The sequence below is a fragment of the Bradyrhizobium sp. 154 genome (assembly GCF_023073875.1).
Classification (GTDB): domain Bacteria; phylum Pseudomonadota; class Alphaproteobacteria; order Rhizobiales; family Xanthobacteraceae; genus Bradyrhizobium.
In genome coordinates, this window is sequence record NZ_JADPKG010000107.1 from 1 (window position 1) to 15,370 (window position 15,370).

Below are 15,370 nucleotides of genomic sequence, written 5' to 3' on the forward strand. Positions count from 1 at the left end.
CAAGACCGAACGGACCGCCAACAAGATCTACCGAACCAGAGACGAGGCACGAGCCGATGTGTTCGACTATATCGAAAGATTTTACAACACGATCCGCAGGCACTCGACCATCGGGTATCTCAGCCCGGTTGAGTTCGAGCGCAAGGTGGGATTAGCTTAACCTGGTGTCCATCAAACCGGCAGCAGCTCAGGACACAAAGTCAGGCGGCAGGATCGAAAGCGCTTGAAAGGTAGCATCAGCCTCGGACTCGCGAACACCGCCTGGTGTAGGTCAGCCCTCCACAACAAGCGCGAGCCTTGCTCCGAAGCCCTTGGCCAAAGCGTCGAGTGGGGCGCAATCGGCGGAAGCTTCGAACCAAGCTTCTTCGGCCGGCGAGGCGGACATGTCTGTGACCGGCTCGCTTGGGTCTGCGGGGCCGCTCATGTCGGTCCCCGAGACAAGACCAACGACTATTAGGGGGTGGGCAGTCCTTGACGTTCGCGGTGGAACGGCGGTGCTCGAAGGGCCCGATGGGATTCGAATGGCAGCACGGGGCGACGTGGTCCCCGGCATCGGGCGGATCGACTCTATCGTGCGTTGGGGCAACCGCTGGATAGTTGCAACGCCTGGTGGATTGATCTCGACGCCCTAGGCGTGAACGGCTGCGACGAAGAGGCATGCCATCCATTCGTGCGGCACACACTGCAGGGCGCGGGCCCGGGTTTTTGCAATTCAGTTTCACCCGATCTAGCCAGGACTGTTGAGCCATCGACCTCGAGCTCCGGCGGAATTCGAATGGGCGATCTTTGCCTTCGGAGGGCAGCGCTCATTCTTCGAACTCAGTATAGGCCGAAGCTTTCGCCAACCTGCTGTCCTGATAACGCACGCGCCTACCAGCGGACCGCAGCCCGCAAGTTTGCTTGCTCTACCGCCGCCAACACTACGACCGTACTTGTTCTTCCCTAGGCCTGGCCAGAGCGGCACGTTACTTTGCGGCCGAAGGAAACGGGATTGGTAAGGAGGATTCGAACTAGCGTGGTACTGCACGACCTCATCTAGTACAGCAATGCTGTACCGACCGGACGTGCCATGTTCCACGGGGCTACGAAGCCCTCTGAATAAGCACTTGAAACGAAAGGAGAATGCCTCAACTGTTAGCCTGAAAACTTTAGTCGGCCCGAACATCAGCTATACCAGACGAGACGATAAAGCGAAATAACATCAATCTGTTAGCGCATCGATTTTGCATTGCCCCCGTGATGGATTGGAGCGAGAGTTCGAGTGTTTCAATTGGTTAGAAGGCGGCGTGTGCACAACGTGTGCACCGGGAGATCAAGAAAAATCTTGCGACAGCCAATGAGGAGCAAGTTCTCTTAAGCGGACGAGCGGACTTCAGTGGTGCAAGTGCAACGCAAGATTTCGAGAGTGACGGCAGACTACGCGAGGCTGACGAGCAACCTCAGTTCTCGAATATGAAAATTGACACTCAATCGGCGCGTAATGGCGTGGGCGTGCTGATCCACCCGAGATCAAACCGTTCCTGGGGTGTGGGTTGGTCGCGTTTCCCGCGACCAACGAGTAAGCAGGCAGATGCTCCTGTTCTCCCATCAGCGGCAGTAGGTCGATCATATGTGCGCTGCCACACATGAGATAGCGCGAGCTTGTCAATTCGTCGGCCCATCCCCGCGAATGGCGAACGTCGTGGCCTTCAGCTTGGTCATGCCGAACTTGTCGAACAGCTTGTCGTAGGTGCCGTCGGCTCGGATCGCGGTGAGCGCATCTGCTGCGGCTTGCGCCAGCAGCTTGTCGCGGAAGGCGAAGGTGATGTCGGCCGGCGATGTCGCGGACCCAGATCTTTGCGATGCCTTTCTGCTCGAGCGCGTTCGCGGTCTCGTTGATGTTGAGAGCGGCTTCGAGCTGGCCAGCACGCAGCGCGGCCGAGGTCGCGGTCACCGTGGCGAAGGTACGCAGTTCGACCGGCTTGAGGCCCTTGGCCTCCATCGCGGTGCTGAACTCGCGCGCCTTGCGCTCGGTATAGGTCGCCGATTCCACGCCGACGATGCGGCCGGCGAGATCCTCGAACTTCTCCAGCTTAAGGCTGGAGGAGGGATCGGTGTAGATGCTGATCGCCTGCTGCGCGTAAGGCACGAGATAGAGCATCTTCGAGCGCTCCTCGGTCCAGAACAGGCCGGTGTTGATGGCGTCGAAGCGGCCGGAGCGAAGCGCCGGGATCATCGGCGGGAAGTCCATGCGCAGGAAAACCGCCTCAACGCAGATGCGCTTGGCGATCTCGCGGGCGAGCTCGACATTGAGGCCCTGCAGCTCGCCCTTGTCGTCGACGAATTGCTGCGGCGGCAGCGTCGGGTTGATCGACATCTGCCATTTCGGCGCCTCGATCAGGCTCGACGCCGGCACCTTCGGCGTACAGGTTTGGGCTCCGGCCGCCTGGGACAGGCCGATGAGCAGAGCTAGGGCGGAGAGGGTTTTTCGATATCGCATCTCAATACTCCAATCAAAGCGTGGGTGCAGAGGAGCCGTCCTCCGGTCCGCGTTTTCTTCAATGTCTCGTCATGTTTCCACCGTCGCGTCGGCTTGCCGGGTCAGGATGAGCGAGATGTGGCGCGCCGCGGTCACCACCTCGTCGCGCTGGTTGAGGAGGTCGAGCGTCTCGACGACGATGCCGCGCTCCGGATTTTTGGTCGGCCGCTTCTCGACGAAGCGGAAGCGGACACGCAAGGTGTCGCCGGCGACGATGGGGCCCTTGAACTTCACCTCGTCCCAGCCGAGCGAGGCGACCGAGGTCTCCTCGTACAGTTTCAGCTCCGACTTGAGCCCCTCCATCAGCGACAGGCCGAACAGGCCATGGCCGATGACCGCTGGAAAGCCGCGCGAGCGCGCGTAACCTGAGTCGATATGAAGCGGATGATGGTCGCGCGTGACGTCGGCGAAGACCGCGATATCTGCCTCAGTCACGGTGTGCACGGCGGTCTCGAACTCCGCGCCGAGCGCGATGTCCTCGTAGCGGAGATTGATCGGAGCGCTCGCGTCCATGCTGATCCCTCAGGCGACCTTGCGCGGCCGCGCCGGCAGGGCTTTGAAGCTCTGCGCGATGCCCATTGGGCCCGAACGGAAGATGCGCGGATCCATGTCTTTCAGCTGCGGGCTGATGCGCGGCTTGAAATCCATACGGGCGAGGATGTCCTCCTCAAGCCGCGCGCCCGGCGCGATCTCGGTCAGGGTCACGCTGCCGTTCTCGAGCTCCAACATGGCGCGCTCGGTGACGTAGCTGACATGCTGGCCGCGCTGTGCCGCCAGCGACGCGCTGAAGCTGATCTGGCCCACTTGTGGCACGAATTTGCGGAAAGCGCCGTCGCGACGGATCGCCAGGCGGCCGTTCTCGACGCCGATGTCGAACTTGCCGCCGGTCATGGTGCCGCTGAAGATCAGCCGCTTGGCGTTCTGCGTGATGTCGATGAAGCCGCCGGAGCCGTCGCGGCGCTCGCCGAAGCGGGTGACGTTGACGTTGCCGGCTTCGTCCACCTCCGCGAAAGAGAGGAAGGCGCAAGAAAGGCCGCCGCCATCATAGAAGTCGAACTGATAGGCCTGATCGAGAATGACGCGTGGATTGATGGCGGTGCCGAATTCGCGGGCGTGACCGGGCACGCCGCCGACCACGCCGGATTCCACCGTTAGCGTGATCAGGTCCGAGATGCCTTCCTCGGCCGCGACATTGGGGATCATAGCGGAGATGCCGACGCCGAGATTGACGACGTCGCGAGGGCGCAGCTCGAAGGCGGCGCGGCGGGCGATCACCCGCCGTTCGGTGAGCGGATCGGGCGTGATCATCGCCACCGGGACGCGCGTCTCGCCACAGCGTGCGGGGTCGTAGGCGGTGCCGTAGGTCTGCATCTGCTCGGGCTCGAGCACGATGTGGTCGATCAGGAAGCCCGGGATCTTCACCATCTGCGGATGGATCGAGCCGCGCTTCACGATGCGCTTGACCTGGCAGATCACGGTGCCGCCGGCATTGTGCACGGCCTGTGCGATCGAGAGATCCTCGCGCGTGGTGCCCTCGTGCTCCATGCTGATATAGCCGTCCTCGTCCGCGGACGTGCCGCGGATGATGGCGACATCGGGCGGGGCGGGCACGCGGTAGAGCAGCCACGACTGGTCATGCAACTCGAGCAGGTCCACCAGCGGCGCTGTGGTGCGCTTGTTCATGCGGCCGCCATCCTGCCGCGGGTCCATGTAGGTGTTGAGACCGACATGGGTGAGCACGCCCGGATGCTTTGCCGCCATGGCGCGGCAGAGCTGGCTCATCACCCCTTGCGGGAAATTGTAGGCGTCGATCAGCTCGTCGCGGACGAGGCGCATGAACGGCACCTGGAGGCCGAAATTGCCGCCGATTACGCGCGCGATCAGGCCTTCATGGGCGAGATGGCAGAGACCCTTCTCGGTGACGGCGCCGACGCCGGTGATGTTGATGAGCGTCAGATTGTGCGGACCCTGGCCGCCGAGGAAGCGCTGCTCCAGCGCCTCAAGGATCGATTCGGCAGCGCCCGTGCCGCCATTTCCCCCGACGATCAGCGTGTCAGCATCGCGAATGAGACCGGCGGCCTCTGCCGCTGTGATGATGCTCAGCATGAGCGCGCTTCCCGCATCACGCGGCCTCCTTCTCGACCTGGCGGGCGATGATCAGCCGCTGGATCTGGTTGGTGCCTTCGTATATCTGGGCGAGGCGGACGTCGCGGAAGATGCGCTCGATGCGGTACTCGCGCGAATAGCCGTTGCCGCCGTGGATCTGCAGCGCGTTGGAAACGTGCTTCATCGCCATGTCAGTGGTGAACAGCTTTGCCTGCGCCGCCTCCTTGGCGATCGACTCGCCGGCATCGTGCAGGCGCGCGGCGTGGTGGATCAGCAGGCGCGCGGCGGCGATGTCGGTGGACATGTCCGCGAGCATGAACTGTACGGCCTGGAAGCCGATGATGGCCTGGCCGAACTGCTTGCGGTCCTTTGCGTAAGTCGTGGCGTCCTCGAACGCCGCCTGCGCCATGCCGAGCGCCATCGAGGCCATCATGAGCCGGCTGAAGTTGAAATTGCTCATGGCCATCTTGAAGGCCTGGTTCTCCGGCCCCATCACGCTGTCGGCGGGGAGGCGCACGTCTGAGAAGGTCATCTGGCAGTCGTCGAGGCCATGCATGCCGAGCAGCTCCTCGTTCTTGCCGCGGGCGATGCCGGGCAAGGTGCCGTCCACGAGAAGACAGGAAATGGCGCGATGGCCCGCATCTGCGCCGGTGCGCGCGAGCACCATGATGCGGTCGGCGACGCCGCCGAGCGTCACCCAGGCCTTGGTGCCATTGAGCCGCCAGCCATTGCCATCGCGCACCGCGTTGGTGCGGATGCCCGCGACGTCGGAGCCGTGGTCGGGTTCCGAGACGGCGGTCGCGGGAATGATGTCGCCGTTGAGGATTTTGGGGATCAGCGCCTTGTGCGCCTCAGTGCCGTGATGGTCGAAGAACAGCACGGCCTCGACGGGAATTGCGAAGGCGTTAGCGACCGCGCCGGAGCAGCGCGCCAGCTCCTCCATCGCGATGCAGGCAGCAATCGCATCGAGACCCGCGCCACCGGCGCCTTCCCGCAGGCAGATGCCGAACAGGCCGAGATCGGCCATGCCCTTGTAGAGCGCGCGGTCGAACCGGTCCTCGCGGTCGATCGCGGCGGCGCGCGGCAGGATCTCCGCTTCGGCGAAGCGGCGGGCGGTCTCGCGCAGGGCTTTCTGGTCTTGGCTGTAGAAGCGGTCCATGGCGTGCTCCCGTCAGTCGCTGGCGAGCTTGGAATCGTGGGAGACTTCGCTGCGGGCGCGATCGAGGAAATAGATCGCGACGTCGTCGCCCGGCACGCCATAGGCGCTGCACACGCCGCGGGTTAGCGCGATGGCGGCGGCGCGACGCTCAGCCTCGCTGCGGCGGAAGGCGTGGACCTTGAGCAGGATGCGCTGGCCGGTAGCCTGCGCGCCGAACGTGCCGGCATGGGCGTAGTCGTCAGGCGCAATCGGCAGGAAATAGAGTGTGACTGTATCGGCGGCGACGCCGAACGCCGACATCAGGCCGTCGGTCACCGAGCGCGCCACCGCGGCCTTGCGCTGGGACGGGACTTGCGGGGCGAGCACTTCGACATACGGCATCGATCAGACCTTCGCGGATTTGGCCGCAGATGATTTGGATGAAGACGATTTGAACTTGCCGGATTTCGCAGGGGCCGGGGCTTCGATCTGGCGGCAGGAGTCGCGCTTGATCAGCCGGGCACCGACGCGATATTCGCGGACGCCGTCATTGCCGTTGCCCTTGCTATTTCCCTTGGCGTCCATGCGATGCAGCAGCCGGTCGACGGCGAGATTGGCAAGATCCCGCGCGCCGTTGTCGACGATGCTGATCGCCGGGCGATGCCATTCGAACCACGGCATGTCCTCGTAGCAGAGCAGCGACAGATCGTCGGGAATGACGATCTTCCGTTCCGCGGTGACACGCAGCACGCCGAGCGTTGCCTCGTGGTTGGCGACGAAGATCGCGCTGGGCGGGCGGGGAAGGTCGAGCAGCTTGCGGGCGGAGGTCGCGCCGGTCTCGGGCTCGAAATGGCCGGCATGGATCAATGTGTCGTCCCTGACGATGCCGGCCTCGCGCAGGGCGCGGACATAGCCGGACAACCGTTCGCGGCCGGACGTGGTGTCCTGGCGGCCGACGATCAGCCCGATGCGCTTGTGCCCGAGCTCGATCAGGTGACGCGTGCCGAGATATGCGCCTTGCGGATCGTCGGCGAGCACGGTCTCGAGATCGGTCGCGTCGTCGCGCCGCACCAGGCAGACGATGGGCACGTCCTTCGAGAGCGCCTTGAGCTGCGCGCCGTTCTTGCCGGTCGGCACCACGATCAGCCCGTCGATGCGGTGGTCGACCAGCGTGGTGAGGGTGTCGCTCTCCTGCTGCGGATCGTCGCCGCCGATGCACAGAAGCATCTGATAACCCAGCGCCTTCACGCGCGCCTGCACCACTTCGGCCATCACCTGGAACGAGGCGTTGGTGAGATTGTGGACGAGAAGCGCCACCAGCCGCGACTGTCCGGTCTTCAATCCGCGTGCGATCGGGTTCGGTCGATAGCCGAGCTCGCGCGCGATGCGCACCAGCCGCTGCTGCGTGCGTTCGCTGGTCAGGCCGGTTCCCGTCAGCGCTCGGGAAGCAGTGCTGACTGAAACGCGGGCCGCCTGTGCCACATCTTTGAGCGTGACGCTCATCAAACCTGCCGATAAACTGCAAACGATTGCAGAAACGCTAAGAGCTTATTCCACACCAATCAAGCTTAAAAAATGGATGGTGTTGCCCAATGCAGAAACATTTATGCAAACGATTGCATAAGGCGTGCGGTTATTCCGCAGGCGGCATCCATCGCCTGAATCCACCCGAGTACCCGGCAGTTCCCTGATGAAGACGTTCCGCGGCACCTACACCGTCATGATCACTCCGTTCACGGCAGCGGGCGAGGTCGATGTCGCGGCATTGCGCGCCTTCGTCGACTGGCAGATCGTGGAGGGCATTCACGGGTTGATCCCGCTCGGCTCGACCGGCGAGTTCCTGTCCATGGACGATGACGAGAAGGCGCTGGTTGCCGAGGTCGTCATTCGCCAGGCGGCGGGGCGCGTCCCCGTGCTGATCGGCACCGGCGCGGAGGATACGCGTGAGGTGGTTCGCCTCAGTCGCCGTGCCGAAAAACTGGGCGCTGACGGCGTGATGATCATTCCGCCGTTCTATTCGACGCCGACCGACGACGAGTTGGTCCATCACTACAAGACGGTGGCCGACGCGATCGCGCTGCCGATCATGGTCTACAACAATCCGGCAACCGCAAATGTCGATCTCAAGCCGCAGCTCGTGGCGCGCATCGCCGAGATCGACAACTGTCTCTATATCAAGGATTCGACGCTGGAGGTGACGCGCGTGCGCGACATCATCCGCCTCTGCGGTGACAGGATGACGGTGTTCGGCGGCATCCTCGGCTTCGAATCCTTCGTCGAGGGCGCGCAAGGCTGGGTGGCTGTGGCCTCCAACGTGGTCCCCGCGGAGATGGCTCGCATCTTCAGCTTCGTCGCCGACCACGGCGCGATCAAGGAAGCGCGCGAGCTCTATCTCAAATACCTGCCGGTGATCGAATTCGTCGGCGGCCAGGCCTACGTCGCCGGCAGCAAGGCGCTGCTCGGCCACATGGGTTTTGCAGCCGGCCATCCGCGGCCGCCGCGGCTGCCGTTGCCGGCTGCGCAGGATGCGGCCGCACGCGCCCTGGTCAAGACCTTCGATCTCGCATGGCGCGGTGCGCCGGTTGCGGCTGCTTAAACTGAGGTGAACGGATGAACCTGCTCGACGGCGTCAAGATCCTCAGCTTCAATCATTATCTCGCAGGCCCGCTGGCGGCGCAGACGCTGGCCGATCTTGGCGCCGACGTCATCGCGGTCGAACCGATCGAGGGCGCCTTTCAGCGCAACTGGGCGGTCGCCAATCATTTCATTGCGGGTGACAGCGTCAATCATCTGGCGACCGGGCGCAACAAGCGCAGCCTCGCGGTCAATCTCAAGCATCCCGACGGCGTTGCGGCGGTGAAGAAGCTGGTCGCCACCGCCGATGTCGTGATGGAGAACTTTCGGCCGGGCACCATGGCCAAGCTCGGCCTCGGCTACGACACGCTCAAGGAGATCAACCCCGGCCTGATCTATGCGGTTGCCACCGGCTTCGGATCGGAGGGGCCGTACAAGGATCGTCCGGGCCAGGATCTTTTGCTTCAAGCGATGTCGGGTCTTGCGATGCGGACCGGACGCGCCGACGGCGAGCCGACGGCGGTCGGTGCCGTCATCGTCGATCAGCATGCCGCCTCGCTCTACGCCATGAGCATCCTCGCGGCGCTGTTCGCCCGGACGAAGATGGGCAAGGGACAGCTCGTCGAGGTCAACCTCTATCAGGCCGCACTGGATCTCCAGGTCGAGCCGCTGACGGCATGGCTAAACGGCGCGCCGTCGCCGACGCCGCGCGGCCCGGCCGGCATCGCGGCGTGGTTCAGCCCCGGGCCTTACGGCGTTCACGCCACGGGGGATGGTCATATGGCGATCTCGATGGCCACGCCCAAAGCGCGCGCGGTCGCGTTGGATAGCGAAGAGCTGAAGCAATTCGGCGAGGGCGACAGTTTCTCGAAGCGCGAGGAGATCACGCGGATCGTTGCTATCAGGCTGAAGCAGAAGCCGACGGCGGAATGGCTGCCCGCGCTGGAAGCCGCGGGCATCTGGCACGCGCCGGTGCAGGATTATCGCGACCTCGAGACCGATCCCCAGCTTAAGCATCTCGGCGTGTTCAAGAGTGCCGAGAGTGCAGGCGGCGCGCCGATCCGGATGATCGCACATCCCGCGCGCTATGACGGCCGGACGCCGGAGGTGCGGCTGGTGCCGCAACGGCTCGGTGCGCAGACCCGCGAAGTGCTCGGCGAGATCGGTTACGGCGCAGCCGACATTGATGCGATGATCGCCGGCAAGGCCGTGGGAGTGGCGCGATGATCGACTTTTCCGTGCCCGAGGAGACACGTCTCCTGGTCGACACCGTTCGCCGTTTCGTCGAGACGGAGGTGCAGCCGCTCGAAGACGTCGTGGAGCAGACGGCCAAAGTGCCGGCCGACGCGCTGGCGGTCACCAAGTCCAAGGCGCAGAAGCTCGGCCTTTACGCCATGAACATGCCGACGGATGTGGGCGGCGGCGGGCTAACTTGCGTCGAACATTGCCTGGTCGAGGAAGAGTTCGGCAAGACGTCCGACGCGCTGATCCGCCGTGTGTTCGGCCAGGTCTATCCGATGCTGATGGCCTGCAAGGGCGACCAGATCGAGCGCTACCTGCTGCCGACGGTGAAGGGCGACAAGATCTGCGCCATGGCGATCACGGAGCCTGGCGCCGGTTCCGACGCCGCCTCAATCAGCACGACCGCCCAGCCCGATGGCGACCAGTGGGTCCTCAACGGCACCAAGCATTTCATCAGCGACGGCGACATCGCCGACTATGTGATTCTGATGGCGCTGACCGACAAGGAGAAGCGTGCCCGCGGCGGCATCACCCTGTTCCTGGTCGATCGCGGCACACCGGGCTTCAAGGTGGCGCGCACCCAGCCGATGATGGGCCATCGCGGCTATGGCCATGCCGAACTGAGCTTCGAGGATTGCCGCATTCCGAAAGCGGCCGTGCTCGGCGAGGTCGGCGGCGGCTTCAAGCTGATCATGCAAAGCGTGCTGCAGATCCGGCTCGCCCATATCGGCGCCCGCGCTGTCGGCATGGCGCAGCGTGCGCTGGAGATGATGCGCAAGCATGCCGGCGAGCGGCGCCAGTTCGGCCAGCTGATCGGCGATTTCCAGATGGTGCAGAAGCTGATCGCGGATTCCGCCACCGAGATCTTCGGCGTGAAGATGATGGTGATGAACGCCGCCTGGGACATCGATCAGGGCAAGGATGCGCGAGACAAGGTCTCGATGATCAAGGTTGCGGCCTCCGAGATGCAGGGCCGCGTGGTCGACCGCGCCATCCAGGTGTTCGGCGGCATGGGGTTCAGCAAGGATTTGCCGCTGGAGCGGATGTATCGCGATGCCCGAGTCACCCGCATCTATGACGGCACCTCCGAGATTCACCGCATGCTGGTCGCGCGCAGCACCATCAAGAACGGCCTGCAGCTTTAGGGAAACGATCGATGTCCCACGCACCTCTTGAGCCCGGCGCTGCCTTCGCCTTCCGCAAGACCATGACCGTGGCCGAGCAGGCGATGTTCACCGGCATTAGCGGCAATCTCGGCGCTCTCTATGTCGATGCCGTCCGCGCCAAGAAAGCTGGCGCGTCGAATATGATCGCCTTCGAACTCGCGGTCGGAGGTCTCGCTACGACGTGCCTCAGCCAGCTCGGTGGTCCCACGCGGCGGATCGGCAGCATCGCGCTGAATTTTGCCGCGCCCGTGATCGTCGGCGACTCCGTCGAGGCCAGGGCCGAGATCGTTTCGGTTGACGGCGACGACGCGGTCTGTCGCGTCACCTGCACGCTGTCGCCCTCAGGTGCCACCGTGGTGGACGGCACCGCGACGCTGGTTCCCTTTGCCAGCGCCTAAGCCATGTACGAGCCGAAATCCTTCGACGATCTCAAGGTGAATGACAGGGTCAGCCTGAGCAAGACCATCACCGAGGCCGATGGCGCGCTCTATATCGCCGCGACCGGCGATTTCGGTCCCGTTCATGTCGATGAGGTCTATGCCGGCGCGACGCGCTTTGGCCGCAGGCTGGCGCCGGGGATCATGGTTGCGGGACTCTGCACTAGCATCCTCACCAGCGAGCTGGTCGGCACTATCGGCGTGTCGGTGGAGGACCGGTTCTGGTTCACCGGTCCCGTGTTCTACGGCGATACGCTCACCTTCGACGTCTGGATCGCCGAGCAGCACGACGAGACCCGCACCATCATCTGGGAAGCGAGCGCGCGCAACGAAGGTGGCCTCGAAGTGCTGAAGGCGCGCGCGAGCCTGAAATTTCCGCGGCGGAAACCGTCATGAGCAAGGCGATGAAGAAACCGGATTTGCGTGGCGTCACGGTCGCGACCGTGCTGCCCTTCAGGGACGACAGCTCGATCGACTGGGACGGCTATGCCCGCGTGCTGGACTATTGCGCCTGCCCTGACAGCATCGCGGCGGTGTTCGTCAATGGACATGCCGGCGAGGGTGGATCGCTCTCGGATGACGAGCGTCAGGCGGTGATCGAGCGGACGCGCCGGCAGATCGGCGGCAAGCCGCTATTGGCCGGCATCATCGCGCATTCCACCGCGGAAGTGATCCATCAGGCACAGCTCGCGGAGGCTGCCGGTGCCGACTGCGCGGTGTTGTTCCCGCCCGCACCGCTCGGCGGCGGAGCGTCGGCGACCTCGCGCGCGCCAATGGCTTTCGTGCAGGCGGTCGCCTCCGCGATCGGAATTCCCGTGTCGATCTTCCAGTATCCGCTCGCATCGGGATTTGGCTACTCGCCGGAGACCTTGGCCAAGATCGCCGCGCTCGACAGGGTCATCGCCATTAAGGAGGGCAGCGACACCATGCTGGCCTATGACGAGAACCGGCGGGCGGTGAAGCTGGCCGATCCATCCGTGGCGATCCTGCCGTCGAACTTCAACTGGTTCCTGCCGCAGCTCGCCGTCGGCGGCGACGGCATTCTCTCCGGCCTCGTCAGCCTCGCGCCGCATCTGTTCGCAGCGCTCTGGCAGGCCTCGCTCGCCGACGACCTCAAGGCGATGCGCGCCGTCAACGAGCGGCTCTATCCGATCGTCCGCGCCATTTACGGGCCTGCGCCGATCATGGACATGCACACGCGCATGAAGGTCGGGCTCAAGGCGCTCGGCCTGATCCGCAATGCCGATCCGCGGCCGCCGCTGCTGCCGGTTCTACCTGCGCTGTGCGATGCCATTGTAACGACGGTCGGTGTGGCGCGCGCAGCCGGCGACATCCGTCCGGCATGAGGAACGAGACGATGCTGGACGAAGCCTTCATCCATATCGTGCGGGTCGACATCGACCCCGAGCACGAGGCTGCGTTCAACGCCTGGTACGAGCAGAGGCATTTCCCCGATCTGCTCGCCTGTCCCGGCTGGCTCTCGGCAAAGCGCTTCGTCTCCATCGGCGACGGGCCGAAATACGCCGCGATGTACGAAGTCGCGGGGCGATGGGCATTCGAGACGCCGGAATTCCTGAGGGTAAAGGGCTTCGGTCCGTTCGAATCCCTGGTGAAGAACTTCATGCGCATCCAGCTCAGGCCGATGTCGGGACCGGCTTGAGCAGATCGAAGACGACGCTGCCTGCCGTGTCGCGAGATCCGGCCGGCCGCATCCAAGAAACGTCGAGGGGAATTCCGGGCGAGGAACTGCATCAGTTATTGGCGTGTTACTGGAGGTATCCATGGTCTCGACACTGCTTCGCTTGGGTGCTGTTGCCGCACTCGTTCTCGCATCCACGGCGGTGCATGCCGCCTGTACGCCCACAATCACCGACGACAATCTGATCGCGCCCGGCAAGTTGCAGCTCTCCATCAACCCGACCAATCCGCCGCAGCAATTCGTCGACAAGGACGGCCAGCTGCAGGGCCTCAACGTCGAGCTCGCCGCCGAGCTCGGCAAGCGGTTGTGTCTTCCGGTCGAACTCGTCCGGATGGATTTTCCGGCAATGATTCCCGCCCTCAACGCGACCCGCATCGACGGCATCGATACCGGGATGTTCTGGACCGAGGAGCGTTCCAAGCTGATGTACATGGTGCCTTACGCGATCCAGGCGATCTCTGTCGTGGTGGCCCCCGACAGCGGCACAAAAATTGCTACCGAAAATGATCTGATCGGAAAATCATCCGCCGTCGAGGTCAGCAGTTACCAGATGAACTGGCTCAAGAAGCTCAGCGATGCCAGCGTGGCGAAAGGCGGAGCCGCCGTCGAGATGCGGACGTTTCCCACTGCCACCAACGTCGTCAGCGCGCTGCTGGCGGGACAGGTCGACAACGCCTTGCTCGTGGATAGCGTGGCGCGCGATCTCACCAGCCGGGGCCGCGTCAAGGAAGTGCTGAGCGGGCTCGGCACCGCGCGCACGACGCTCGGCTTCCGTAACAAGATGGTGGTCGATGCCGTCGTCAAGGCGCTGAACGCTATGCGGGCCGATGGCAGCTACCAGGCGCTGTTCGACAAGTTCGGCCTGACCAGCATGCCGGCCGACCAGCCGCTTGCGATCGCCGGCCCGGGTCCGGCCTGAGATCTACGGAGACGAGCCGATGAGCCATTTCAGTCCGACGGCCGCCGTCAGCTACTTCTTCAATTACTTCCTGATGAAGGGAGTGCTCGTTACCATCGGCTTGACGGTGGCGGCGGTCGTCGGCGGCTTGATCCTCGGCATGGGCGTCGCGTTGCTGCGCATGTCGTCCAATCCGGCGCTCGCGGGCGCTGCGCGCTTCTACATCTGGTTCTTCCGCGGCACGCCGCTGCTGATCCAGCTGGTGGTGATCTACAGCGGCTTGCCGCAGCTGGGCATCAAGTTCAGCGTGATCACCTGCGCACTCGTCGGCCTGATCCTCAATGAGGCGGCCTATCTCGCCGAGATCGTGCGCAGCGGCTTCATGGCGGTGTCGGCAGGACAGCGCGAGGCCGCCTGGGCGCTCAGCCTGTCGCCCTGGGTCACGTTCCGCCGCGTGACCTTGCCGCAGGCGTTCCGGTTGATGATCCCGCCGCTCGGCAACTCCATCAACTCGCTACTGAAGGCGACCTCGCTCGCCTCCGTGATCTCGGTGGAAGAGCTCATGCGCCGCAGCGACATGCTGATGCAGGAGCATTTCCAAATCCTCGAAGTCTATGCGGCGGCAACCGCCTATTACCTGATCCTCACCTCGGTCTGGGATGCGATTCAACGCCGGCTGGAGAAGCACTTTGGTCGGTCGAGTGCTGCGAAGTCGAGGCGCCTCGACGCGAGGGGGCCGGTTGTGCAGGCGAGCGTGGAGGCTCGCGCATGAGCGAGACATCGATGAATACCGCTATGGGGAGCGGCGTCGAAGGTGCAACAGCGCAACCGCAGCTCCGTGAGGTGCCTGCGGTCCGGATGGAGGCCGTCTACAAGCACTATGGCGACTTCACCGCGTTGAATGAGGTCGATCTCAAGGTCGCCAAAGGCGAGAAGATCGTGATCTGCGGTCCGTCCGGCTCGGGCAAGTCGACGCTCATCCGCTGCATCAATCACATCGAGAAGCACGACGAGGGCCTGATCTACGTCAACGGCGTCGAGCTCGATCGCCAGCGCAAAAACATCGATGTGGTCAGGCGCGACACCGGCATGGTGTTCCAGAGCTTCAACCTGTTCCCGCACATGACGGTGCTGGAGAATTGCATCCTGGCGCCGATGACCGTGAATGGCATGTCGGAAGCGGAGGCAAAGAACCTTGCCATGCATTTCCTCACCAAGGTCCGGATTCCGGACCAGGCCGAGAAATTCCCCGGCCAGCTGTCGGGCGGCCAGCAGCAGCGTGTCGCCATCGCACGCGCGCTGTGCATGCGTCCCAAGATCATGCTGTTCGACGAGCCGACCTCGGCGCTCGACCCTGAGATGGTCAAGGAAGTCCTGGAGACCATGAAAAAGCTCGCGGAGGAGGGCATGACCATGCTGTGCGTGACGCACGAGATGGGCTTTGCCCGCGAGGTCGCCGACCGCATCGTGTTCATGAACGAGGGCAAGGTCGTGGAGCAGGCTGCGCCGGTGGACTTCTTCAACCATCCGAAATCCGAGCGGGCGAAGACGTTCCTCGACCAGATCATTCACTAGACGGCGATGTCCGGCGG

Annotated in this window: 18 protein-coding genes; 12 read left to right on the forward strand and 6 right to left on the reverse strand. The window is 63.9% G+C overall.

All coding sequences use genetic code 11. From position 1 onward, the window contains the following. The coding region (locus tag IVA92_RS26265) for an IS3 family transposase (protein WP_247534173.1) at nt 1-160 on the forward strand (160 nt) is incomplete at its 5' end. A gap of 1,212 nt (nt 161-1,372) precedes the next feature. Here the strand turns inward: IVA92_RS26265 and IVA92_RS26270 are convergent. From IVA92_RS26270 to IVA92_RS26295, 6 genes are all read right to left on the reverse strand, one after another. Then, entirely contained in the window at nt 1,373-2,479 is a 1,107-nt protein-coding gene (locus IVA92_RS26270; protein WP_247281350.1) for a transporter substrate-binding domain-containing protein, read from the reverse strand. A 69-nt stretch (nt 2,480-2,548) separates the two neighbouring features. Continuing rightward, nucleotides 2,549-3,031 (reverse strand): MaoC family dehydratase, encoded by a 483-nt coding sequence (locus tag IVA92_RS26275; RefSeq protein ID WP_247281351.1) that lies wholly within the window; start codon nt 3,029-3,031, stop codon nt 2,549-2,551. 9 nt (nt 3,032-3,040) lie between these two features. Beyond that, a complete protein-coding gene (locus IVA92_RS26280; RefSeq protein WP_247281352.1) occupies nt 3,041-4,624 on the reverse strand; it encodes a CoA-transferase in 1,584 nt (527 codons plus the stop codon). Between the two features lie 16 nt (nt 4,625-4,640). Continuing rightward, nucleotides 4,641-5,783, reverse strand: coding sequence for an acyl-CoA dehydrogenase family protein (locus tag IVA92_RS26285; RefSeq protein ID WP_247281353.1), 1,143 nt, complete (start codon nt 5,781-5,783; stop codon nt 4,641-4,643). Between the two features lie 12 nt (nt 5,784-5,795). Then, nucleotides 5,796-6,164, reverse strand: coding sequence for a hypothetical protein (locus IVA92_RS26290; protein WP_247281354.1), 369 nt, complete (start codon nt 6,162-6,164; stop codon nt 5,796-5,798). A gap of 3 nt (nt 6,165-6,167) precedes the next feature. Then, nucleotides 6,168-7,244, reverse strand: coding sequence for a LacI family DNA-binding transcriptional regulator (locus tag IVA92_RS26295; RefSeq protein ID WP_247281425.1), 1,077 nt, complete (start codon nt 7,242-7,244; stop codon nt 6,168-6,170). On the opposite strand from IVA92_RS26295, the gene IVA92_RS26300 reads away from it, so the two are divergent. The 11 genes from IVA92_RS26300 to IVA92_RS26350 all read left to right on the forward strand — a co-directional run bounded on the left by IVA92_RS26300 (nt 7,147) and on the right by IVA92_RS26350 (nt 15,353). Beyond that, nucleotides 7,147-7,386, forward strand: a complete 240-nt coding sequence (locus IVA92_RS26300) for a hypothetical protein (RefSeq protein ID WP_247281432.1) — start codon at nt 7,147-7,149, stop codon at nt 7,384-7,386. The two genes, IVA92_RS26295 and IVA92_RS26300, sit on opposite strands and share 98 nt — an antisense overlap. Nucleotides 7,387-7,449: 63 nt before the next feature. Further along, nucleotides 7,450-8,358, forward strand: coding sequence for a 4-hydroxy-tetrahydrodipicolinate synthase (gene dapA / locus IVA92_RS26305; protein ID WP_247281426.1), 909 nt, complete (start codon nt 7,450-7,452; stop codon nt 8,356-8,358). 14 nt (nt 8,359-8,372) lie between these two features. Beyond that, a complete protein-coding gene (locus IVA92_RS26310) occupies nt 8,373-9,563 on the forward strand; it encodes a CoA transferase (RefSeq protein ID WP_247281355.1) in 1,191 nt (396 codons plus the stop codon). Continuing rightward, nucleotides 9,560-10,723, forward strand: a complete 1,164-nt coding sequence (locus tag IVA92_RS26315; protein ID WP_247281356.1) for an acyl-CoA dehydrogenase family protein — start codon at nt 9,560-9,562, stop codon at nt 10,721-10,723. The genes IVA92_RS26310 and IVA92_RS26315 overlap by 4 nt, the downstream gene beginning before the upstream one ends. 11 nt (nt 10,724-10,734) lie before the next feature. Further along, on the forward strand, nt 10,735-11,142 hold the full coding sequence (locus IVA92_RS26320; RefSeq protein ID WP_247281357.1) for a MaoC/PaaZ C-terminal domain-containing protein: 408 nt from the start codon (nt 10,735-10,737) through the stop codon (nt 11,140-11,142). A gap of 3 nt (nt 11,143-11,145) precedes the next feature. Continuing rightward, a complete protein-coding gene (locus tag IVA92_RS26325; protein WP_011086090.1) occupies nt 11,146-11,577 on the forward strand; it encodes a MaoC/PaaZ C-terminal domain-containing protein in 432 nt (143 codons plus the stop codon). Then, the gene (locus tag IVA92_RS26330) at nt 11,574-12,527 is read left to right on the forward strand and encodes a dihydrodipicolinate synthase family protein (RefSeq protein WP_247281358.1); all 954 of its coding nucleotides are present in this window, start codon (nt 11,574-11,576) and stop codon (nt 12,525-12,527) included. Before IVA92_RS26325 ends, IVA92_RS26330 begins: the two co-directional genes overlap by 4 nt. 11 nt (nt 12,528-12,538) lie before the next feature. Beyond that, nucleotides 12,539-12,841, forward strand: coding sequence for a DUF4286 family protein (locus IVA92_RS26335; protein WP_247281359.1), 303 nt, complete (start codon nt 12,539-12,541; stop codon nt 12,839-12,841). A gap of 121 nt (nt 12,842-12,962) precedes the next feature. Further along, entirely contained in the window at nt 12,963-13,799 is an 837-nt protein-coding gene (locus tag IVA92_RS26340) for an ABC transporter substrate-binding protein (RefSeq protein WP_247281360.1), read from the forward strand. A gap of 19 nt (nt 13,800-13,818) precedes the next feature. Then, the gene (locus tag IVA92_RS26345; RefSeq protein ID WP_247281361.1) at nt 13,819-14,550 is read left to right on the forward strand and encodes an amino acid ABC transporter permease; all 732 of its coding nucleotides are present in this window, start codon (nt 13,819-13,821) and stop codon (nt 14,548-14,550) included. Then, entirely contained in the window at nt 14,547-15,353 is an 807-nt protein-coding gene (locus IVA92_RS26350) for an amino acid ABC transporter ATP-binding protein (RefSeq protein WP_275974750.1), read from the forward strand. Before IVA92_RS26345 ends, IVA92_RS26350 begins: the two co-directional genes overlap by 4 nt. Nucleotides 15,354-15,370: the final 17 nt, after the last annotated feature.